The following is a 22,336-nucleotide window of genomic DNA, read 5'->3' on the forward strand; positions in this document are numbered from 1 at the left end:
TTAAAGGACCTTTTTGGCATTAAAACATGCTTTGTTCTTCTTTTCAAGAAACTTGTCTCATAGGATAAAAGAGAAGAACAATCGAAAGTGATGGTGTGCGGAGGGGACATATGAAACATGCGAATGAATCCGCTTTTCAGCTAGCGTTTGTATATGTAGGAACAGTGGTTGGGGCTGGATTTGCCACTGGTAAAGAGATAGTTGAATTTTTTGTGCGCTTTGGCTGGATTGGGTTAGCGGGCATTTTAATAAGTGGCTGTATCTTTACATTTCTTGGAGCGAAAATGATGCTAATATCCAAGCGGATTGACGCGGAGTCTTATCAGGAAATGAACCGATTTTTATTTGGAGTAACGGTGAGTAGATATATTAATATCGTCATGTTTTTCATTTTGCTTGGTGTCACATCTGTCATGCTGTCAGGAGCTGGAGCACTTTTTGAAGAACAGCTTGGGATTTCTAAGCATTATGGAATCTTGCTGACAATCGTTTTAAGCCTAGTCGTTCTTTATAAAGGCACGAAAGGGTTGTTTAGTGTTAATGTTTTAGTCGTCCCAATGTTAATATTGTTTTCTTTTATTGTATTTGTTGATTCCTTTGTGTTTAGTGTGCAAGAAAGCCCAATGCCTGCTTTTAGGTTTGGAGAAGGGGAATGGATTTTATCGGCTGTAGCTTATGGTGCTTTTAACTTAGCACTCTCACAAGCAGTACTTGTGCCTCTTGCAAATGAAATGGAATCTGAACTGCTCATTAAAAAAGGGGCGATGATTGGCGGTGTAATGCTCACTTTGATTTTAGCAGCCTCCTTTTTATCACTTTCTTCATTAAAAGAGTTGGTGACGTTTGACATCCCTATGGCTCAGGTTGTTTATCAGGTAGCAAACTCCATTCATCGTGTTTACTTATTTGTGATTTTTGGTGAGGTATTTACTTCTGTCATTGGGAATTTGTATGGCTTAGAAAGACAGATCAGATCGTATGTGAAGATAAGGAGTATGTACACGATTTCCTGCATTCTTCTTTGTTGTTATGTCATCAGTAAAATCGGCTATGGAACACTGATTTCAACCATTTACCCGATTTTTGGTTATATGAGCATCATATTTATCTTCTTTTTATTGCTCAAGAAGGTGCCACGATCAATGAAATAATGTGAAACAAAGAAATGATAGCCTGTGATCAAAAAATATGGTACACTATCCTTTGTGAAAATTGAACAAAATTCCGTTAGATAACGGGAGAGGTTCTAGCAAAACCCTCTATAAAAAACTAAGGACTTGCCGTATCCTTGGATGTGGCATTTTTTATTTTTTATGGCTGGGGCACCTCATGAACAAGTGAAGGTGTCTTTTCTTTTGAATATGAAAAAAGAATGGGATGAAGAGCCTTTCAAATGCAAGCAAGGCATTGACACTTGCCTGCAAAAAGGAGGAAGTAAAATGAAAAACGAAAAAGCCGTTGTTGTCTTTAGCGGGGGACAGGATAGTACGACATGTCTACTATGGGCACGTGAAAACTTTAAAGAGGTAGAAACAGTCACCTTTCATTATAATCAGCGTCACCAAGAAGAGATTGATGTGGCAAAACGTATTGCTGAACAGCTTGGGGTGAAAAACCACCTGTTAGATATGTCATTACTCAACCAGCTTGCACCGAACGCATTAACAAGAGATGACATTCAAATAGAAGAAAAAGAGGGAGAGCTTCCTTCGACCTTTGTACCTGGAAGAAATCTTGTTTTTTTATCGTTTGCGTCTATCCTTGCATACCAAATAGGCGCACGACACATTATTACAGGTGTTTGTGAAACAGATTTTAGTGGATATCCTGATTGCAGAGATGAATTTGTAAAGTCCTGCAATGTCACTGTCAATTTGGCAATGGAGAAACCGTTTGTCATTCATACGCCTCTGATGTGGCTGAATAAAGCAGAGACATGGAAAATGGCTGATGATTTAGGTGCACTTGATTTTGTTAAAAATGAAACACTTACTTGCTATAACGGTATCATTTCTGATGGATGCGGTGAATGTCCTGCATGTAAATTACGGCAAAACGGATATGATACGTACATGAAAATGAAGGAGGCAAACTAACATGCTGTCTCAAATTTATCCACAAACCCAGCATCCTTATGCATTCGAGTTAAACAAAGATATGCACATGTCTGCGGCTCATTTTATACCGAGAGAGGATGCGGGCGCATGCAGCCGTGTTCACGGTCACACATATACAATCAATGTAACCATTGCTGGAGATCAACTTGATGAGTCAGGTTTTCTTGTGAACTTTAGTACAATTAAGAAACTTATACATGGTCAATATGATCACACCTTGTTAAATGATCACGAAGAATTTTCTTCGAAGGATTCTTATTCTATACCGACAACAGAGGTTGTGGCGAAAACGGTTTATGACAAAGTAGAGACGTATTTAAAAAAATTAAAAAACAAGCCAACATGTGTCCAAGTTTTTGTTAGAGAAACACCGACGAGCTATTGTGTCTATCGTCCGAAACGAGTGGAATCAAATGGCTAAAGGTATTCCAGTACTGGAAATTTTCGGTCCAACCATTCAAGGAGAAGGGATGGTCATCGGGCAAAAAACAATGTTTGTCAGAACGGCTGGATGTGATTATTCATGTAGCTGGTGTGATTCTTCCTTTACTTGGGATGGCTCAGCAAAGAACGATATTCAGTGGTTACAAGCAGAAGAGATTTTTGAACAATTAAAAGAAATCGGCGGAGACGCATTTTCTCACGTGACCATTTCAGGTGGAAATCCTGCCCTTTTAAAACAAATGGTTTCACTTATTGAAGTATTAAACGATCATGGCATTGAAACGGCACTCGAAACACAAGGAACGATGTATCAAGAGTGGTTCTTGAAAATTGATGATTTAACGCTCTCACCTAAGCCGCCAAGTTCAAACATGAAAACAGATTTTACGAAGTTAACTCGCATCATTGAGGAGTTGAGGCAGCATAACCGTCTGCACCATGCAAGTTTGAAGGTCGTGATTTTTGATGAACTCGATTTAGCGTATGCAAAAGACGTACATGCTCGCTATCCAGATATACCGTTTTATTTACAGGTTGGAAATGATGATACTGTCACAACAGATGACACTTACCTACTGACGCATTTATTGAAGAAATACGAAGCACTTGTTGATCAAGTAGCAAAGGACCCGACCCTTAATCGTGTCAGAGTTTTACCGCAGTTGCACACATTATTATGGGGCAATAAACGAGGCGTATAGAAAGGAAGAGATGAACGATGACGACAAGAAAACCAGAAGAGCTTGAAGGTGTCACTTTATTGGGGAATCAAGGAACAAATTATTTATTCGAATACGCACCACATGTGTTAGAAACTTTTCCTAATAAGCACACGAACCGCGACTATTTTGTGAAATTTAACTGTCCGGAATTTACATCCCTTTGCCCGCAAACTGGACAGCCTGATTTTGCGACGATTTATATTAGCTATATACCTCATGAGATCATGGTCGAAAGCAAATCTTTAAAGCTGTATCTTTTTAGCTTCCGTAACCACGGTGACTTCCATGAGGATTGTATGAATATCATCATGAATGATCTGATTGCTCTCATGGACCCTCGCTATATTGAAGTTTGGGGTAAATTTACGCCACGAGGCGGTATCTCAATTGATCCCTACACAAACTACGGCAAGCCAGGGACAAAATATGAGAAAATGGCAGAATATCGTATGATGAACCACGATATGTACCCTGAAACGATTGATAATCGATAATAAAAAAGACATGTCTTCGGCATGTCTTTTTTGAATGGCTGAGTATGAGATCGTCAGTGTTGCGATTTGTTAGAGAACTTATCTTACTCCCTAAAACCTTCATAAGGACAATACACATCATGGCTAAAAAAAATGAGAAGAGTCATGTCACTCTTCTCATACAAATAGGAATAGAATTTACTAGGACGGCTGGGGGCTGCCAGCTCGTATCTTCATTATATAACACAGAACATATGTTTGTAAATGGTGTCATACGACATATTTTCTATTTTTGAATATGTGTGTGGTTTGTTATTAAGATGATTCTACAAATAAAGGTGCTAAAAAAGGAAAGGGTGTGTGTGAGATGGATGAAAAATTGACGCAGTTATTAAATGAATTAAAAGATGAGCTTCAAATGACGGAGCAACAAAACAGAGACCGTTATAAGTGGAGCGCCTCCACATTATTAGGGTTAATAGCGCTATTAATTGATAAAGGAGTGATTACACCTGAGGAGATGGAGTTTTATAAAGAAAAAGCAGAGATTCAAACATTTCAACAAAAAGACTGATTCATGAAAGCATCAGTCTTTTTTGCGAATATGTGATGAGAGGAAGGCAACTCGTTATGGAGAAAAAGCTGTCTTTAAAGACAGCTTCCGAATGTGTTGCTTCAGTATGTATCGATTGAATAAACCTTGAGGATTGCAAATTAATGAACGGAGTCTCGAATGATTTTATAATTTTTATGATTCACAACTGTGAGTGAGTCAAGTTCCAAATCTCTATAATTATCCATTATGGTTACGTCGACAATAACTGAATTCTCATTCACTTTTTCGACAACACCCGTCAAACCATTTCTAAATTCAATTACATTCCCAATCTTTGCAATCTTCACTGTCTCCCTCTCCTTTAAAACCAGAATTCAATCCCTATTAAAAAGTATTTTGCAATATTTTCATACCAATGTAAAGCATAAAGACGTTTTTGTTTGTTTTTCATTGTACGCATGTGAAGCAAATGTTATATTTAATATTCGAAAATGGCAGAAAGGAAGAGATTTCTGTGACAGAAGAACAGATCATGAAGGTACTAGACAGCTTGCGTACTGGTGAAGAAAAACAAGTGACGATTCAAAAAGATGATTTCTTGTTTTTTCGCTCAATTTTAGTGAAGCAGGATGATTTCAAACATTTTCGTGGCATTGCCAAGCAGGGTGGAGATGTTATTTTTGAATATCTTACAGAGGCTAGAAGCTAAAGTTTTCTCTCTATTTTGAGAGGAAGCTTTTTTATTTTAGTGCTTTTGTCACACTTTGAAACCAGATGATATATTCGAAAAGAAAATGTAATAAGCCATAATTAGGTGCATAAGGATGAATATAGGTCAATTTTTAACGATATGAAGCGCTAACATTACTAATTTTTGTGAACTTAGACTAAGACATGCCATTTAATGACGGATAATGGACAAGCATGTAAATGTTTGTGCGTGAAAATGTCCACATGACTTGTTAGAGTGGACAAGTATCTTACGGCCTACTTGTATAAAAGGAGGAACTAGATGAATGATGAAAATTCATACAGCTCTTTTTGTCATCCTTATGCTCATCTCAGTGGTAAAGGTGGACAACTTGCAGCAAAAACAAGGTTCATTAAGTAAACAAATTGCACCAACATCTGCAGAGCAGCAGCTTTCATATATAGATAAAGAAAATAATCACACGGTGATTCCGGACTTTTCGGAAAAGAAGAATCATCCGAATGTGAGAATGCTAAGCACTACACAGGAAAAGCCCGCTTCTCCAAAGAAAGAGAAAAAAGTAAAATCAGAAGAAAAGCAGCCTGCTTCTAAGCAAAATAAATATTCAAAAGGGGAAATGGAGCTATTATCCCGTCTTGTACATGCTGAAGCAAAAGGTGAGTCATTTGCTGGAAAAAAAGCAGTGGCAAGCGTTGTGTTAAATCGTGTTGAGCATGGTTCTTTCCCTGATAGTATTAAAGGGGTCATTTATCAAAGAAATGCATTTGAGCCTGTATCTAATGGAAGTATACATGATCAAGCAGATCAGGATTCAATTAAAGCAGTTAAGCAAGTGGTAGGCGATCAGAAAAGAACAACAAAAGCCATTTATTTTTACAATCCAAAAACAGCAACAGATAATTGGATCAGGTCGCGAAAAATTGTTGAGCGAATTGGTCGTCACGTGTTTGCCGTATAGCCTCAGAAAGCAGCGAATGAAATGTCGTTGCTTTTTTTATGTTCTTTTTTATGAAAATAATTTCTGAACTTGTCTCATAGAATGTGAAAAGAATTTGATTTAAGACAAGGGGAGGCTACATGAACCGATTTGTAAAAGGAGTCATTCTGCTATCGATTGCGGCTTTCTTTGCGGAATGCATTGAATTTTTAGTAAATATGATTTTGGCAAGAGAGCTTGGAGAACACGGAATGGGCCTTTATATGAGCATTTTACCCATTATCATGCTTGTACTGGTCATTGCTAGTCTTGAACTACCTGTGTCCATTTCAAAATTTATTGCAGAGTCACATGAGCGTCTTCATCAAAGCATGCTACGTCACGCCTTTAAGATGACAGCGATCGTGACGAGTATCTCGACTGCAATTGCAGCCATGATCCTGCCGTTTATCCCAGTATTTCAAGCATATCACCCACTGATTAAATTTCTAGTGATATTGCTTATTCCGATTATTGCTTTTACTTCAATTGCTCGTGGTTATTTTATGGGCATGCAGCAAATGGGAAGGATCGCAATCGCCAATATGCTCAAAAAAATGATCCAGCTCGTTTGCCTGTTTTTATTTTTTCATTGGTATTCCTTTGATATTGAAATGGCTGTGCTTATCTCAATTGGTGTGATTGTTGCCAGCGATCTCGTGGTGTTTATCTATCTATATTCTCAATATGTGATGGCAAAAAATGCGGTTTATGTAAAATCAGTTGAACTAAGAGGGAGCGATGTAAGAAAGCGTCTCCTTGCTGTGTCTATTCCCACGACAGGCATGCGGATATTTCATGCCATTGCAAACGCTGTAGAACCTTTTTTAATTAAAGGAGCACTGATTGCCGCGGGAATCTCGGGAACAATAGCAGTTGATCATTATGGAATGCTTGCTGGGGTAGCAATGTCGATTGGCTTCTTCCCAGCTTTTATTGCACATTCTATCATGATTGTGATGATCCCAACTGTGTCAGAGGCATACGCATTGGGACAATATGAAGTCGTTAAAAAGCGCATTAGACAGGCTATATTGATTACATTTGGATATGGCGTGCCGGCAGTCATGGTGATGTATTATTTTGCGCATCCTCTCACTCAGCTATTTTTTGATTCTCCTCAAGCGGCCGTTTATTTACAGCTTCTTTGGCCTTATTTTTTATGTCACCTGTTTGTGATGCCTTTTCAAGCATGTTTAATTGGAATGGGGCTAATTAAAGACGTATTTCTTCATAATATATGGGTGCACGTTGTTTCATTTTCAATGGTGTACTTCTTAGGGTCCATCGAGAGCTTAAATATGATGGGGGTTATTTTAGGGATGAACACAGGGATGCTTCTATTAACAACCCTTCATTATGTGACGATCTGTAAGGAATTGGGTGTCTCCGTTTTTCTGCAGCTGAAAAAAGCTTGAATGCTTTATAAGAGATACGGGCAAGTTATAAGAAAACTGGGAAGGAAGATGATATGAACATAAAGCGTCTATCAACCGTCATGCTCGTATTGATGTTGTTGTCATCTCTGATTCATTTACCTGCAATGGCTAATGAGAAACCAGTCGTCAAAAGAGCAGAAATGCCCACATTATCAGGGGGGAAACAAGTGATCCCTATCCCTGGCAAACGAACGATTCTTCATTTTTGGACAACGTGGTGTCCTTCTTGCAAGATGGAATTGCCCATTTTTCAACAGATGACGAAGGAAAAAACAGAAGAAGTCGAGATCATTACCGTCAACTTATTGAGTGCAGAGCAGAGTAAATCAGCAGTGAGTCAATTTATAAAAGACCGTAAATTCACGTTTCCGATTGTCCTAGATGAGCGGGGAGAATTAATGAAGACTTTTCAAATTATCACCATTCCGACGACCTTTCTTATAAATGAAAAAGGAGAGGTGGAAAAAAATCATGTCGGTCCTCTAACGAAAAAACAAATAAAAGAGTGGGCAGCATCATAATTGGATGTGCTGACATAGCCACTACTGTTTCTTAATAACCAGAAGAATGATTCTTCTGGTTATTTTGTGTTCACTAATAGGACTCAGGAATACACTAAATAAATCACTTTCAATAATGATAATTATTATCAAAAAGAAATTATAATAATTATTAATTGAAAATTAATCAGAACATGCTATAATGAGTAACAGATCAAGAAAACACTGGATTTATAGATGATTATAATCGAAAAAAAGATAGTTCCAGTATTGATAATGCGAAAACCATTATCAATTAGAAGGGGGAAATAAACAATGGCTGAGAATACAGCGTTATATCAAACAACACATCAAAAAGAGTCCAAACGATTTTTTGAAAAATGGGCGGGCCATGGAGAACTGATTGCAGCAGGTGTATCAGGTATCCTTATTTTAATTGGATGGATACTAAACGACGATAGTATGTGGAGCATTCCGTTATTTATCCTTGCCTTTATCATTGGGGGCTACGCTAAAGCAAAAGAAGGAATCGAGGAAACCATCTCTTCAAAAACACTCAATGTTGAGCTTTTGATGATTTTTGCAGCAATTGGATCTGCCATCATTGGCTACTGGGCAGAAGGAGCTATTTTAATCTTCATTTTTTCATTAAGCGGTGCTCTTGAAACATACACATCTAATAAGAGTAAAAAAGATTTAACCGCACTTATGAGTATTGCACCAGATGAAGCTACATTAATTGAGGATGATGGGTCAACGATGATAATTGCTGCTTCAAAGCTTACACCAGGTGATCGAATTATGATCAAAGCAGGAGAACGAATTGCTGCTGATGGTGTCATTATCAGCGGAAAAACAAGTATTGATGAATCTGCTCTTACAGGTGAATCAATCCCGCAGGAAAAATCTAAAGGAGCAGACGTATTTGCGGGAACTGTTAATTTAAATGGATCATTGACCGTTGAAGTGTCTAAACATAATGAAGAAACACTCTTTCGTAAAATTGTGAAGCTAGTAGAATCCGCACAAGAGAGTGTCTCACCAAGCCAAGCATTCATTGAAAAATTTGAGGGTGTGTATGTCAAAGGTGTACTTATAACAGTCGCTATTTTAATGATTCTTCCTTATTTTGTTCTCGGCTGGAGTATGAATGAAACCTTTTATCGCGCAATGGTATTTATGGTAGTTGCATCACCTTGTGCTTTAGTTGCATCAATCATGCCAGCAGCACTTTCACTTATTTCTAATGGTGCGAGAAACGGGATGCTTGTCAAAGGGAGTATCTTCTTAGAGAAATTAGGCACAAGCAATATCATTGCATTTGATAAAACAGGTACGATTACAAGTGGAAAGCCAGCAGTAGAAAAAATCATGGTATCTAGCAATCAAGATGAGAAGGAATTCTACAGTGCTCTTTATCAAATTGAAAGTCAATCGAATCATCCGTTAGCACAGGCGATTAGTGATTTTGCTAAAAAGCATGATGCAGCTTTCATTTCTGGTGTAATGATTGAGGAAGCCTCAGGTTTTGGCGTGAAGGCACAAATGAATGGTGAAACATGGCGCATCGGTAAAAAAGACTTTGCAGGTCATGCGGCGATTGATCACGACATGGCGCAGAAGGGTGAAGAGCTACTGCATGCAGGTTATACAGTAGTCTATGTTCAAAAAGATGATCAAGTTGTTGGTTGTCTCGGACTGAAGGATCAAATAAGACCTGAAGCGAAAAAGATGATTCAGGAGCTAAATGGATTAGGCATTCAAACCGTTATGTTGACAGGTGATCAGCAAAAAACGGCTGAAATTATTGCAAAAGAAGCTGGTATTCAAACTGTAGTAGCAGAATGTTTGCCTGATCAGAAAGTAAATGAAGTCAGTCGGTTGAAGAATCGCTTTGGCTCCATCATTATGGTGGGGGATGGCATCAATGATGCACCTGCACTTGCGACTGCTGATGTTGGAGTAGCTATGGGCGGAGGGACAGATGTTGCTTTAGAAACAGCTGATTTAATTTTGATGAAGAATAATTTAAATAATTTAACAAAAATGATTCGACTATCAAGAAAAATGAACCGAATCATTAAACAGAACATTATTTTCTCTCTTTCTGTTATTTGTTTATTGATTTGCGCAAACTTCTTGCAGGTGCTTGATTTACCGTTTGGAGTCATTGGTCATGAAGGTAGCACCATTTTGGTCATCTTAAATGGATTGCGTTTGCTAAGAGCATCTTAATATGAGGTCAAAAGCGCACCGATCCTTCGGTGCGCTTTTGTGCCAAAGTCACAAAAAACTGATACAATAAGTTGAAGGAAGATCGTGTGAGGAGGATATAAATGAACCGATTAGATAAGCTTTCTTCTTGGCTGAAGGAAAAGGATATTCAAGGTGCTTTTATACATACAAAGGAAAATGTCTTTTATTTATCAGGTTATTTCACTGAGCCACATGAACGGTTAATGGGGCTATTTGTGTTTCAAGATGCCGAACCGTTTTTTATTTTACCAAAAATGGAGGTCGATCAAGCAAAGAATGCAGGGTGGACATATGATGTCATTGGTTATGAAGATCATGAGAATCCATTTGATTTTATGAAAGCAACGCTTAACCAAAGAGACATAAAGGTCAACCGACTTGCTGTTGAAAAGGAAAAAATTCCCTTACATAGAGCAGAACAGCTGAAAGCCACAACTGGTGCGAAGGAATTTGCTGAAGCAGAAGAGCAGATGAATCAGCTACGTCTTATTAAAGATGACGCAGAAATTGCGATATTACAAAAAGCAGCAATGCTTGCCGATGAAGGTGTAAAGATTGGCGTAAATGCATTAAAAGAAGGCATAACAGAAACAGAAGTACTAGCTATCATTGAGTATGAACTGAAGAAAAAAGGCATTCAAGGTATGTCGTTTTCAACAATGGTTCTCTTTGGAGAAAAATCGGGTGAACCTCATGGAAATCCTGGACAGGCAAAATTGAAAAAAGGCGATTTTGTTTTATTTGACCTAGGTGTCATTGTAGAAGGCTATTGTTCCGATATTACGAGAACATTCATTTTCCAAGAAGCAAGTGAGAAACAAAAAGAAATTTATGAGACGGTACTGAAGGCTGAAACAGCTGCGCTTGAGATGAGTGAGCCAGGTGTGAGAATTGGTGATTTAGATTTGAAAGCGCGCGGACTTATTACAGAAGCAGGATATGGAGAATACTTCCCACATCGACTCGGACATGGACTCGGTGTGTCAGTACATGAATTTCCATCAATGAGTCAAGCCAATGATGACCTTTTAAAAGTAGGAATGGTCTACACGATCGAACCAGGCATTTATGTTCCGGGGATCGGCGGTGTGAGAATAGAGGATGATGTATTAGTGACAGAAAATGGTGCCATTACACTAACAAACTATCCAAAGGAACTAACAATCATAAAATAACCAATTGATCTAAAAGGGATCACGATGAACCTCTAAAAGAGGAATACCCATCGTGATCTTTTCTTGCTTCACATTAAGAATTGTCCTTATCAATAAAAAAGTCCTCAATTGACTGAAATGACTTCACTTTATGCTTTTTTCCTAATGGCTTTAATGCGGTGTGTGCAGATAAAAGCACAATCATACATAAAACAATAAGAAATACAAATCCCACTTTGTTATCCCCTTTCTTATGATTAGAGCTGCTTCACTTACATCTTAAAGTATGAAACGCTTACCATATCAAGAGAAAGAAGGAGAAAAAATGTCAAACATAAGGGAAATTGCTAAAAGAGCCGGGGTGTCCATTACAACAGTCTCGCGTGTATTGAATCATCATCCTTATGTCAAAGAAGAGAAACGAAAGCGTGTGCTTGATGCGATCAAAGCGCTTGAATATACAAGAAACATTCATGCTGTCCATTTGGCAAAAGGTTTTTCCAATATGATTGGTATTGTCTTACCAACAATTAATCATTCGTATTTCAGTGAACTTGTAAATGGAATTGCAGAAAAAGCGCAAAATCAAGGAATCCATTTTGCTCTGTTTCAAACAAATTACGACCATAAAAAAGAAGAAGAGGCACTCATGAAGCTAAAAGAAAGACAAGTCGATGGCTTAATTTTTTGTTCAAAAGCATTAAGCGATCAAGAACTTGTTAAATGGAAAGCAGCTGGGCCTATCGTTTTTTGCCATGACACGCAAGATAATGATTTTTCCTCAGTCAGTATAGCCCATGAACAAGCATTTCAAGATGGACTAGAACACTTAGTATCTTGTGGGCATGAGAAATTAGCAATTGTCCTCGCAAGAAAAGAAGGAATCAACAGTCAAGTAAGGATGAAAGCCTACAAAAAAATGATGAAAACAATCGGACAGGAAATCAAATATGAATGGATCATTGATGGAAAATTAACACTGTTTGATGGAAGGAAATTATTTGCTGAATGGCGTTCTATGGTGAATCAGCCGAGTGCATTACTAGTATCGAACGATCAAGTGTCTGCTGGTTTTGTGTTAGAAGCAGACCGTCATCGTGTAAAAGTCGGTCAGTACCCAGCTGTTTTAAGCTTTGATAATCAACAAATAAGTGAAATGCTTGGTATTTCAACAATTGAGATTCCAATCAAACAAATGGGGCATGAAGCGTTTGAGTTACTAAATCAAGCGATGAATGGAAGTCTGCCTGAAAAAAAGGTATTGCCCTACCGGCTCATCGAGCGAATGACAACATCATTCAAAAACAATCGTTGACGCAAGTTTCAACTGTTATGTACGATAAGATAGATTGAACAAGAAGGAGGTGGGGAGCTTCATATGAAATCCTTCACCGTTAGTAAAGCATTAAATAACAATGTCATCATTGCAACACATCCTTCTTACGATGAAGTCGTTTTAATCGGAAAAGGGATCGGCTTTGGAAAAAAAACGGGTGATGTCCTTGATCAAGCCGCATTTGAGAAGATGTTTGTTCTCAAAGATACAAAAGAGCAAACAGAATATAAGCAGCTCCTTCTTCATATTGATGAGAAGATGATCGAGATCGCCAATGATGTCATCTATCATATACGTGAGAAAATAGGACACGGTTTAAATGAACACATTCATATTGCACTTACAGACCATATCGCTTTTAGCATTAAACGAGTACAACAGGGCTATGATATTAAAAATCCATTTATGCTAGAAACTAAATCACTGTATCCGAAAGAATACGAAGTGGCAAAAGAAGTGGTTGAGCTTATTAATAAACGCCCAGACATGGAGACGAAGCTACCAGAAGGGGAGATTGGATTTATCGCCCTTCATATCCATTCCGCATTGACGAATCGACCTTTGTCTGAGGTCAATCGTCATTCTCAGCTTATATCTCAAATGGTTCAAGTCATTGAGGATGCTTTTCGTATGAAAGTAGATAGAGAGAGTATTCATTATTTGCGGCTCATACGCCATATCACTTTTACAATTGAGCGAATAAAACGAGACGAGCCCTTAGAGGAACCAGAAAAATTACTTCATCTATTGAAAAATGAATATCCTTTATGCTACAATACAGCTTGGAAAATGATTAAAATCTTGCAACATGCATTAAAAAAACCTGTACATGAAGCTGAAGCAGTCTACTTGACACTTCATTTGTACAGACTCACGAATAAAATTTCATAATTTACTTGATACGTGTAACTGATTCGATCAGGCATGAGTGACTTAAGGTGAATACAGGATAAGATCCTGCTATTTGCGCAACCTTATATCACCATGCCTTTTTTTGCGTATGAAAGTGAATTGTAAACGGTTAATTATGAAAAATTGCCATTGGTAATTGCGTGTTGTAAGCGAAAACAAAAGGAGGTTCATGAAGAGTGTTTAAATCACTTTTTGGTGTATTGCAAAAAATTGGCCGAGCGCTTATGCTTCCAGTTGCTATTTTGCCAGCTGCCGGTATATTACTAGCGTTAGGAAATGCAATGCAAAATCCGCAACTTATTGATGTTGCTCAATTTTTAAGCAATGATACGATTCAGTTAGTTGCTAGCGTTATGGAAAATTCAGGGAATGTTGTCTTCTCTAACTTGCCGCTTTTATTTGCTGTAGGGGTTGCCATCGGCCTTGCCAACGGAGATGGTGTCGCAGGAATTGCAGCGATCATCGGTTATCTCGTGATGAATGTTGCGATGAGTGCAGTCCTAGTGGCAAACGGCTCTATTCCATCAGATTCAGTTAAACTGGCGAAGTTCTTTAAAGAAAGCCATCCGGAGTATATTAATATGCTTGGTATTCCAACGCTTTCCACAGGAGTATTTGGTGGAATCATCGTTGGGGTACTTGCCGCTTACATGTATAACAAATTTTACAAAATTGAGTTGCCACAATACCTTGGCTTCTTTGCAGGTAAGCGCTTTGTTCCGATTGTAACATCCATTTCAGCGCTTATCTTAGGACTTGTGATGCTGCTCATTTGGCCGCCAATTCAAAGTGCGCTAAACTCGTTCTCAACAGGCCTACTTGCGGCAAATGAACCGCTTGCTGCTTTTGTCTTTGGTGTGATTGAACGTTCACTTATTCCATTCGGACTTCATCATATTTTCTACTCACCGTTCTGGTATGAGTTCTTTAGTTATAAAAGTTTATCAGGAGAGCTTGTTCGCGGTGATCAGCGTATTTTCATGGCACAAATCAAAGATGGTGTTCAGCTTACAGCTGGTACATTCATGACAGGGAAATACCCGTTTATGATGTTTGGTCTTCCAGCGGCAGCGCTTGCGATTTATCACGAAGCAAAACCAGCGAGTAAAAAGCTAGTCGCTGGAATTATGGGATCTGCGGCGCTAACATCATTTTTAACAGGGATAACCGAACCACTTGAATTCTCATTTTTATTCGTAGCACCAATATTGTTTGCTATTCACTGTGTTTTTGCCGGATTATCCTTCATGATAATGGATATTCTAAATGTGAAAATTGGAATGACCTTCTCAGGCGGTTTAATTGATTTCTTCCTATTTGGTATCCTACCGAATAGAACAGCATGGTGGCTTGTGATACCAGTTGGTCTTGTACTCGCAGCCATTTACTACTTCGGCTTTAGATTTGCGATCCGCAAGTTCAATTTGAAAACACCAGGTCGTGAAGATGAGGCGGCAGATGATGCCGAATCCCCAAGTGCTGGAAAAGGCGATGATTTGCCGTATAACATTTTAGAAGCAATGGGTAACCAAGAGAACATTAAACACCTTGATGCATGTATTACACGTCTACGTGTGACGGTCAATGATCAGAAAAAAGTTGATAAAGACCGTTTGAAAAAGCTCGGTGCGTCAGGTGTGCTTGAGGTGGGGAATAACATTCAAGCCATTTTTGGTCCTCGCTCTGACAACTTAAAAACACAGATGCAGGATATCATCGTAGGACGAACACCACGTCCAGCTCAAGACCCTTCTGCAAAAGAAGAAGTGAGCCAACAGGTGGAAGAAGTCATTGCGGAACCATTGCAAAACGAACAAGGAGAAGAAGTGTTCGTTGCACCGATCACAGGGGAGATTCATCCAATTACAGATGTTCCTGACCAAGTGTTCTCAGGTAAAATGATGGGTGACGGATTTGCCATCTTACCTAAAGATGGCACTGTCATATCGCCAGTTAGAGGGAAAATCTTAAATGTTTTCCCGACAAAACATGCGATTGGTCTTCAATCTGAAGGTGGAAAAGAAATTCTCATTCACTTCGGAATTGATACTGTCACTCTTAAAGGAGAAGGCTTTGAAGTATTTGTATCAGAGGGAGATAAAGTAGAACTCGGTCAAAAGCTACTAGAGGTTGATATTGATAAAATTAAGTCTGAAGTACCATCTTTGATGACGCCGATCATATTTACAAACTTAAGCGAAGGGCAAGCAATTAACCTTGAGGCAACTGGTGAAATCAAAGCAGGGCAAGAAAATATCATCAACATTAAAAAATAATTTCCACTTCTGCCGTTCTTGTTAGATGACAAGCGCGGCAGTATGATATAATATTGTGGATGTACTAATTGTATAAAAAGGAGATTGATAAAAATGGCTCAACAAACATTCAAAGTAACTGCAGATTCTGGAATTCACGCACGTCCTGCAACAGTACTTGTACAAACTGCTAGTAAATATGATGCTGATATCAACTTAGAATATAATGGTAAAACAGTGAACCTTAAATCTATTATGGGTGTAATGTCTCTAGGAATTGCCAAAGGTGCTACAATTACAATTTCTGCTTCTGGTTCTGATGAAAACGATGCACTTGCTGCTCTAAAAGATACAATGAAAAGTGAAGGCCTAGGCGACTAATGCAACAACTGAAAGGAATCGGGGCTTCAGCTGGAATTGCAATTGCAAAGGCTTATCGGCTAGAAGAACCTGATTTAACAGTTAATAAAAAAGACATCACTGATCCAGAGACAGAAGTTAGCCGCTTTGAAGAAGCAATTAACCTTTCGAAAAAAGAACTTGAAGTCATTAAAGAACATGCGCTAAAAGAACTTGGACAGGATAAAGCAGATATTTTTTCTGCTCACCTTCTTGTACTAAGTGATCCTGAGCTGTTAAACCCAGTAAAGGATAAAATCAATTCTGATAAAGTAAATGCAGAGTTTGCTTTAAAAGAAACAGCGACTATGTTTATTACAATGTTTGAGGCAATGGACAATGAATACATGAAAGAACGCGCAGCTGATATTCGCGATGTAACAAAACGTGTTATTGGACATTTGCTTGGCGTTGATATTCCAAATCCGAGTTTAATTTCGGAAGAGGTTGTCATTATTGCAGAAGACTTGACACCGTCTGATACAGCACAGTTAAACCGTCAATATGTCAAAGGTTTTGCAACTGATATAGGTGGACGTACATCCCACTCTGCTATCATGGCAAGATCAATGGAAATTCCGGCTGTTGTTGGAACAAAAGAAGCAACAAAAACAATCAAAAATGATGACCTCATTATTGTAGATGGTATAAGCGGAGACGTGATCATTCAGCCTTCTCAGGATGAAGTGAAAGCGTATCAAAAAAAGCATGAAGACTATTTAGCACAAAAAGTTGAATGGGCAAAGCTTGTTGATCAACCTACTATATCTAAAGATGGGATCCATGTAGAGCTTGCAGCAAACATTGGAACACCTGAAGATGTAAAAGGTGTACTTGAGAACGGTGGTGAAGCTGTTGGGCTATACCGCACAGAATTTTTGTACATGGGTAGAGATCAACTTCCTACAGAGGAAGAGCAATTCGATGCTTACAAAGCTGTTTTAGAAAAAATGGAAGGCAAGTCAGTGGTTGTCCGCACATTAGATATTGGCGGCGATAAAGAGCTTCCTTACTTGAAACTTCCAAAAGAAATGAACCCGTTCCTCGGCTATAGAGCGATTCGCCTTTGCCTCGAAGAGCAGGAGATTTTCAGAACTCAATTACGCGCATTACTTCGTGCAAGTACATATGGAAACTTGAAAATCATGTTCCCTATGATCGCTACGTTGACCGAGTTTAGAGAAGCAAAAGCTATTTTACTTGAAGAAAAAGAAGCATTGGTTGCAAATGGGACGCCTGTTTCCGATTCAATTGAAATTGGGATTATGGTGGAAATTCCATCAACGGCTGTCATTGCAGACCAATTCGCAAAAGAAGTTGATTTCTTCAGTATTGGAACAAATGATTTAATTCAATACACAATGGCTGCTGACCGTATGAATGAACGTGTCGCTTACCTCTACCAACCATATAACCCAGCAATTCTTCGTTTGATCACGCTTGTTATTGAAGCGGCTCATAAAGAAGGCAAATGGGTAGGAATGTGCGGTGAGATGGCAGGAGATGAAATTGCAATTCCAATTCTATTAGGTCTTGGACTTGATGAATTCTCTATGAGTGCTACGTCCATTCTTCCAGCTAGAACACAGATCAGCAAGCTTTCTAAGAAAGAAGCTCAATCATTCAAAGAGCATATTCTTTCACTTAGCACAACAGAAGAAGTGGTTGACTTTGTGAAGAAAACATTCAAAACGAACTGATTTTAAAACCAGACAGGATAACTGTCTGGTTTTTTTGTCGAATTTTATCAAATAAGGTCATATTGATGGGATGGGAGGGGCAATCTAAAGAAAAAGGAAAGTGGAGGTCATGCTATGTCTAACTCAGATTATCAACTAGGTGATAAAGTGTATGTCATTTATCGCAATCCGCATGCAGCAAATGTTGCACAAATAAAAGAAGCAGAAGTTGTATCACATCCATACAACGAGCAAGAGCTGGCTTTATTTTTGCTTGAAACATACCATACGTTAGCAGAGGACGATGCTATCTTTTCAACGTATGATGAAGCCGAATCACTTTATAAAGAGATGTTTGATTAGGGAGATATTACAAAGGATAAAAGCAATAAAGGTCGGTTAAAGTAATCGTATGTAAACCTTTCAGGTAAGGATGTGCTTTTATGATAAAACCTTTTGTCCCGCAACTTGTCTATATTGAGCCAAAGGCGCTAGAATATCCTCTAGGTCAAGAACTAAAAGAGAAATTTGAAGGTATGGGATTAGAAATAAGAGAAACAACCTCGCATAATCAGGTTCGTAATATCCCTGGTAAAAATGACTTGCAAAAATATCGAAATGCAAAATCAACTTTGGTCATTGGTGTAAGAAAAACACTGAAATTTGATACATCAAAACCTTCAGCAGAATATGCCATCCCTTTTGCAACAGGCTGTATGGGACACTGTCATTACTGTTACCTGCAAACGACAATGGGGAGCAAACCATACATTCGAACTTATGTAAATGTGGAAGAAATTCTTGATCAGGCTGAACAGTACATGAATGAAAGAGCACCTGAAATAACTCGCTTTGAAGCTTCCTGTACGTCTGATATCGTCGGAATAGACCATTTGACTCATACACTGAAAAGAGCGATTGAATATTTTGGACAGACTGACCTTGGAAAATTACGCTTTGTGACAAAATTTCATCATGTCGATCACCTTTTAGACGCAAAGCATAATGGTCGGACAAGATTTCGATTTAGCATTAATGCTGATTATGTTATTAAATATTTTGAACCAGGGACATCCCCCCTAGATAAACGGATTGAAGCGGCTGTTAAAGTAGCAAAAGCTGGCTATCCACTTGGGTTTATTGTTGCCCCTATTTATATTCACGAGGGCTGGCAAGAAGGATATCGAGAGCTGTTTGAAAAGTTAAATGCTGCTCTTCCCCAGGATGTAAGAGGTGATATTACCTTTGAAATGATCCAACATAGATTTACGAAACCTGCAAAGCGTGTCATTCAAAAAAATTATCCGAAAACCAAGCTTGAGTTAGATGAGGATAAAAGAAGATATAAATGGGGCAGGTATGGGATTGGCAAATATATTTATCAAAAGGATGAAGAAAAAGAATTAAGACAGACATTAGAATCATATATAGATCAATACTTTCCGTCTGCAAAAATTGAATATTTCACTTGAGACAAGCTTATTTTAGCTTGTTTTTCTATTTAAATTTTCACACAACTATTGAATACGTTACCAAAGTGACCGATAAATAGAATATGATACGAAAGTAGGTAGGGGTGATGAGATGTTTAAGAAACTACAGATAAAAATAGCTACTTTTATCTCGATTATTTTAATTTTGACCGTTGTCGCAGTACAGGTCGGTTCAAATCTTGTTTTAAAGCCGCTCATAGAACAAGACGCAAAGATAACAACAACGGCAACAGCAGAAAATATGGAAGAGGTTATATCGCTTAAACTTCAGGGATATAGCGAAACTATCAATAAACTAGCGACAAGCTCGCTCGCAAAAGAGTTTGCCCAAAAACAAACAAAACAAACGGCAGCTTTTGAGAATGATCAATTGAAAGTTTTACAAAAACAGGATGAATTAATTTCATTAGCATACATAGGAACAAGTGATGGGAAGATGTTTGCTTTTCCAAAATCTGATTTTGGTAAAGGTTATGACCCTTCAAAACGGGATTGGTATATCAATTCTGCTAAAAAACAAGATGAAGTATTATGGACAGATCCTTACATTGACCAAGCAACAGGAGATATGGTCATATCTGCAACAAAAGCTATTACAGATAAGGGAAAAGTTATTGGTGTTGCAGCACTTGACTTAAAGCTATCCGCCATTCAATCATTTATTAATGGTAAAAAAATACCTTATAAGGGTACAGCATTTTTGGTTGATGGCACAGGTATGATTCTGGCACACCCAACACAGCAGGGGAAAAATATCTCTAAAGTCGCTTCAGTGAAAAAAGCCATTGAAAATTCAGGTGTAGACAATCATAAAGAATTAACGGTGACTTCAAAGGTGAAGGAAGCAAACTGGACAGTAGGCATAAGCTTTGAAAAAGATGAGCTATTGTGGATTACAAATCAAATGAACAAAACGAGTATCATTATTTCAGTCATTGCGATTGTGGTGGCTATTATTTTAAGCTACCTGCTAGCAAAAACCGTTACAACACCAATCAAACGGCTCATTGAGCATGTGAGAAAAGTGTCTGAAGGTGATTTGAGAGATACACTAGAGGCAAAATCACAAGACGAAATTGGCTTCCTCACAAAGAGTTTGAATCAGATGACAGAAGGAATTAAAGATCTAATTGACAAAGTAAAAACAGCGTCAGACCAAGTGGTGTCATCTACTGGTGAAGTGACGCAAGTATCAAACGAAACGTTGCTATCAAGTGAACAAATTGCAACAGCTATACAAGAGGTGGCAACTGGTGCTTCTAAACAAGCAACGGAAGCAGAATCAATCAATGAAAAATCAGAGCAATTATATGAGAAAGTCCGCCAAATGGGTGAGATTGCCTCTCAGATGCAAAGTAACTCAAAATCTTCAGAGGATGCAAGCTATAAAGGGCTGGATGCACTGGGAGTGTTAGTGCAAAAATCAACACAGGCAAGTGATGAGTCAAAAAAGGTAGAGCAAATGTTGCTTGACCTTGAGAATAAAACGAAGAATATTGAAAATGTTGTTACTGCTATATCAGATATCTCAGATCAAACAAATTTACTTGCACTCAATGCGAGTATTGAGGCAGCAAGAGCTGGAGAAAGCGGACGCGGTTTTGCTGTTGTAGCGGAAGAGGTTAGAAAACTTGCTGAGCAGTCTGCGCAATCAACAAAACATATTAGTGAGACGGTAAAGCAGATACAGGACGAATCGAAACATGCAGCTGAAGCGATGACAGCAGCAAGCAAAATGAATGAGGAGCAAGGGGAAGCGATCAATGCGACAGGCGAAGCGCTTAGCAGTATTACGATGGAAATGCAGGCACTTGTCGGTTCAATTGATAGCATTCACAAAGAGATTAACCAAATGACAGAAGAACAGCAAAAAATGAACGACTCCATTCAAAGCATTGCAGCTATTTCAGAAGAATCAGCGGCTTCAGCAGAGGAAGTACATGCTTCAACTGATGAACAAGTACAGGCACTTGAAAGAGCAAAATCTTCAACTGAGATACTAAATGAATCAAGTCAAGCACTAAGACAAGCTATCGATCGATTTAAAATCTAAAATTAATTTGGAGAACCTTGCAAACGTAGCAAGGTTCTTTTTGTATGCTAAAATAAAAAATGGAGGTGTTCACATGGATTTAAAGCTATTTAATAAAAAGGCCTTAGTCACAGCAAGTAGTCAAGGGATTGGCAGAGCAATTGCTTTTGCCTTAGCAAAAGAAGGAGCTGATGTGACACTATCAGGGAGAAATGAAAACACATTAAAAGACACAGTCGGATCATTGAGACCTCATGTAAAAGGAAATATCGCGTATCAAGTGTGTGATGTATCAGATGCAAATCAGATCAAAGCACTCATTAAAGCAGCTATTGGCGACGAACAGCAGATTGATATCCTTGTGAATAATACAGGTGGTCCTAAAACGGGAACGCTAGAAACCCTTACGGATCAAGATTGGCTCGAGTCATTTGAGTTACATCTACTTAGTTACATTCGATTATTAAAAGGAGCACTCCCTTATTTAAAGAAAAACGGAGGAAGAGTCCTCAATATTGCTTCTATTTCTGTTAAAGAACCTATTCCAAATTTGATGCTCTCAAACACATTCAGACCTGCTATTGCTGGATGGACCAAAGCTACCGCTCAAGAACTTGCAAAAGACGGTATTTTGATGAATACCCTCGCCCCAGGAAAAATTGCGACAGATCGAGTAATGGAGCTGGACAAACAACGGGCAAGAGCAGAGAAAATGACAGTAGAGAAAGTAAAAGCACAGGCAGAACAGGATATACCATTAGGGCGTTATGGACAGCCAGATGAGTTTGCCAAGTATGCGGCATTTCTTTTATCAGAAGCAAATACATATATGACGGGTCAAACACTGCTCATTGATGGTGGATTGACGAAGTCGATTTGAG

At 38.5% G+C, this 22,336-nt stretch carries 23 protein-coding genes, 1 pseudogene and 1 riboswitch; of the genes and pseudogenes, 22 read left to right on the forward strand and 2 right to left on the reverse strand.

Annotation, left to right across the window (positions count from 1 at the left end):
• Positions 1-110 precede the first annotated feature (110 nt).
• The 6 genes from ACQKEZ_RS12515 (at position 111) to ACQKEZ_RS12540 (ending at position 4,330) form a co-directional block, all read left to right on the forward strand.
• Positions 111-1,151, forward strand: coding sequence for a YkvI family membrane protein (locus tag ACQKEZ_RS12515; protein ID WP_427301219.1), 1,041 nt, complete (start codon positions 111-113; stop codon positions 1,149-1,151).
• A gap of 83 nt (positions 1,152-1,234) precedes the next feature.
• Positions 1,235-1,279: riboswitch (PreQ1 riboswitch) on the forward strand.
• A 139-nt stretch (positions 1,280-1,418) separates the two neighbouring features.
• Positions 1,419-2,096: a 7-cyano-7-deazaguanine synthase QueC gene (gene queC / locus ACQKEZ_RS12520; protein ID WP_427301936.1), complete on the forward strand. Its 678-nt coding sequence runs from the start codon at positions 1,419-1,421 to the stop codon at positions 2,094-2,096.
• 1 nt (position 2,097) lies between these two features.
• Positions 2,098-2,538, forward strand: coding sequence for a 6-carboxytetrahydropterin synthase QueD (gene queD, locus ACQKEZ_RS12525; protein WP_427301221.1), 441 nt, complete (start codon positions 2,098-2,100; stop codon positions 2,536-2,538).
• Complete coding sequence (queE, locus tag ACQKEZ_RS12530) at positions 2,531-3,262, forward strand: 7-carboxy-7-deazaguanine synthase QueE (protein WP_427301223.1); 732 nt, start codon at positions 2,531-2,533, stop codon at positions 3,260-3,262. Before queD ends, queE begins: the two co-directional genes overlap by 8 nt.
• Before the next feature lie 17 nt (positions 3,263-3,279).
• Entirely contained in the window at positions 3,280-3,777 is a 498-nt protein-coding gene (gene queF, locus ACQKEZ_RS12535) for a preQ(1) synthase (protein ID WP_427301225.1), read from the forward strand.
• A 346-nt stretch (positions 3,778-4,123) separates the two neighbouring features.
• Positions 4,124-4,330, forward strand: a complete 207-nt coding sequence (locus ACQKEZ_RS12540; protein ID WP_427301227.1) for a hypothetical protein — start codon at positions 4,124-4,126, stop codon at positions 4,328-4,330.
• A 140-nt stretch (positions 4,331-4,470) separates the two neighbouring features.
• On the opposite strand, the gene ACQKEZ_RS12545 is transcribed toward ACQKEZ_RS12540, so the two are convergent.
• A complete protein-coding gene (locus ACQKEZ_RS12545; protein ID WP_427301229.1) occupies positions 4,471-4,659 on the reverse strand; it encodes a YkvS family protein in 189 nt (62 codons plus the stop codon).
• A gap of 167 nt (positions 4,660-4,826) precedes the next feature.
• Between ACQKEZ_RS12545 and ACQKEZ_RS12550 the strand changes: the two genes are divergently transcribed.
• From ACQKEZ_RS12550 to ACQKEZ_RS12575, 6 genes are all read left to right on the forward strand, one after another.
• Positions 4,827-5,021, forward strand: a complete 195-nt coding sequence (locus ACQKEZ_RS12550) for a hypothetical protein (protein WP_427301231.1) — start codon at positions 4,827-4,829, stop codon at positions 5,019-5,021.
• A gap of 307 nt (positions 5,022-5,328) precedes the next feature.
• A complete protein-coding gene (locus ACQKEZ_RS12555; protein WP_427301233.1) occupies positions 5,329-5,982 on the forward strand; it encodes a cell wall hydrolase in 654 nt (217 codons plus the stop codon).
• Between the two features lie 119 nt (positions 5,983-6,101).
• Positions 6,102-7,418 (forward strand): polysaccharide biosynthesis protein, encoded by a 1,317-nt coding sequence (locus ACQKEZ_RS12560; RefSeq protein WP_427301234.1) that lies wholly within the window; start codon positions 6,102-6,104, stop codon positions 7,416-7,418.
• Between the two features lie 53 nt (positions 7,419-7,471).
• A complete protein-coding gene (gene stoA / locus ACQKEZ_RS12565) occupies positions 7,472-7,960 on the forward strand; it encodes an endospore biogenesis thiol-disulfide oxidoreductase StoA (RefSeq protein WP_427301235.1) in 489 nt (162 codons plus the stop codon).
• A gap of 294 nt (positions 7,961-8,254) precedes the next feature.
• Positions 8,255-10,174, forward strand: a complete 1,920-nt coding sequence (locus tag ACQKEZ_RS12570) for a heavy metal translocating P-type ATPase (RefSeq protein WP_427301237.1) — start codon at positions 8,255-8,257, stop codon at positions 10,172-10,174.
• A gap of 101 nt (positions 10,175-10,275) precedes the next feature.
• A complete protein-coding gene (locus tag ACQKEZ_RS12575; RefSeq protein WP_427301239.1) occupies positions 10,276-11,370 on the forward strand; it encodes a M24 family metallopeptidase in 1,095 nt (364 codons plus the stop codon).
• Positions 11,371-11,443: 73 nt separating this feature from the next.
• Here ACQKEZ_RS12575 and ACQKEZ_RS12580 read toward each other — a convergent pair whose 3' ends face one another.
• Complete coding sequence (locus ACQKEZ_RS12580) at positions 11,444-11,584, reverse strand: hypothetical protein (protein ID WP_427301241.1); 141 nt, start codon at positions 11,582-11,584, stop codon at positions 11,444-11,446.
• A 90-nt stretch (positions 11,585-11,674) separates the two neighbouring features.
• Between ACQKEZ_RS12580 and ACQKEZ_RS12585 the strand changes: the two genes are divergently transcribed.
• From ACQKEZ_RS12585 to ACQKEZ_RS12630, 10 genes and pseudogenes are all read left to right on the forward strand, one after another.
• On the forward strand, positions 11,675-12,664 hold the full coding sequence (locus ACQKEZ_RS12585; RefSeq protein ID WP_427301243.1) for a LacI family DNA-binding transcriptional regulator: 990 nt from the start codon (positions 11,675-11,677) through the stop codon (positions 12,662-12,664).
• 63 nt (positions 12,665-12,727) lie between these two features.
• Entirely contained in the window at positions 12,728-13,576 is an 849-nt protein-coding gene (gene glcT, locus ACQKEZ_RS12590) for a glucose PTS transporter transcription antiterminator GlcT (RefSeq protein WP_427301245.1), read from the forward strand.
• A gap of 197 nt (positions 13,577-13,773) precedes the next feature.
• Positions 13,774-15,873, forward strand: coding sequence for a glucose-specific PTS transporter subunit IIBC (gene ptsG / locus ACQKEZ_RS12595; protein WP_427301246.1), 2,100 nt, complete (start codon positions 13,774-13,776; stop codon positions 15,871-15,873).
• Between the two features lie 93 nt (positions 15,874-15,966).
• Positions 15,967-16,233 carry a phosphocarrier protein HPr gene (locus tag ACQKEZ_RS12600; RefSeq protein ID WP_427301248.1) on the forward strand — a complete coding sequence of 89 codons (267 nt, stop codon included), beginning with the start codon at positions 15,967-15,969 and terminating at the stop codon, positions 16,231-16,233.
• A complete protein-coding gene (gene ptsP / locus ACQKEZ_RS12605) occupies positions 16,233-17,951 on the forward strand; it encodes a phosphoenolpyruvate--protein phosphotransferase (protein ID WP_427301250.1) in 1,719 nt (572 codons plus the stop codon). The genes ACQKEZ_RS12600 and ptsP overlap by 1 nt, the downstream gene beginning before the upstream one ends.
• A gap of 114 nt (positions 17,952-18,065) precedes the next feature.
• Positions 18,066-18,293, forward strand: a complete 228-nt coding sequence (locus ACQKEZ_RS12610) for a transcriptional regulator SplA domain-containing protein (RefSeq protein WP_427301252.1) — start codon at positions 18,066-18,068, stop codon at positions 18,291-18,293.
• Positions 18,294-18,373: 80 nt separating this feature from the next.
• A complete protein-coding gene (splB, locus tag ACQKEZ_RS12615) occupies positions 18,374-19,402 on the forward strand; it encodes a spore photoproduct lyase (RefSeq protein ID WP_427301254.1) in 1,029 nt (342 codons plus the stop codon).
• Positions 19,403-19,514: 112 nt separating this feature from the next.
• A pseudogene (locus ACQKEZ_RS12620) lies at positions 19,515-20,534 on the forward strand (HAMP domain-containing protein); the annotation flags it as partial.
• Complete coding sequence (locus ACQKEZ_RS12625) at positions 20,529-21,476, forward strand: methyl-accepting chemotaxis protein (protein WP_427301938.1); 948 nt, start codon at positions 20,529-20,531, stop codon at positions 21,474-21,476. The pseudogene ACQKEZ_RS12620 and the gene ACQKEZ_RS12625, both read left to right, overlap by 6 nt.
• A 73-nt stretch (positions 21,477-21,549) precedes the next feature.
• Positions 21,550-22,335, forward strand: a complete 786-nt coding sequence (locus ACQKEZ_RS12630; protein WP_427301255.1) for an SDR family oxidoreductase — start codon at positions 21,550-21,552, stop codon at positions 22,333-22,335.
• Position 22,336: the final 1 nt, after the last annotated feature.

This window comes from Bacillus sp. NPDC077027 (assembly GCF_050269555.1).
GTDB lineage: Bacteria > Bacillota > Bacilli > Bacillales > Bacillaceae > Bacillus.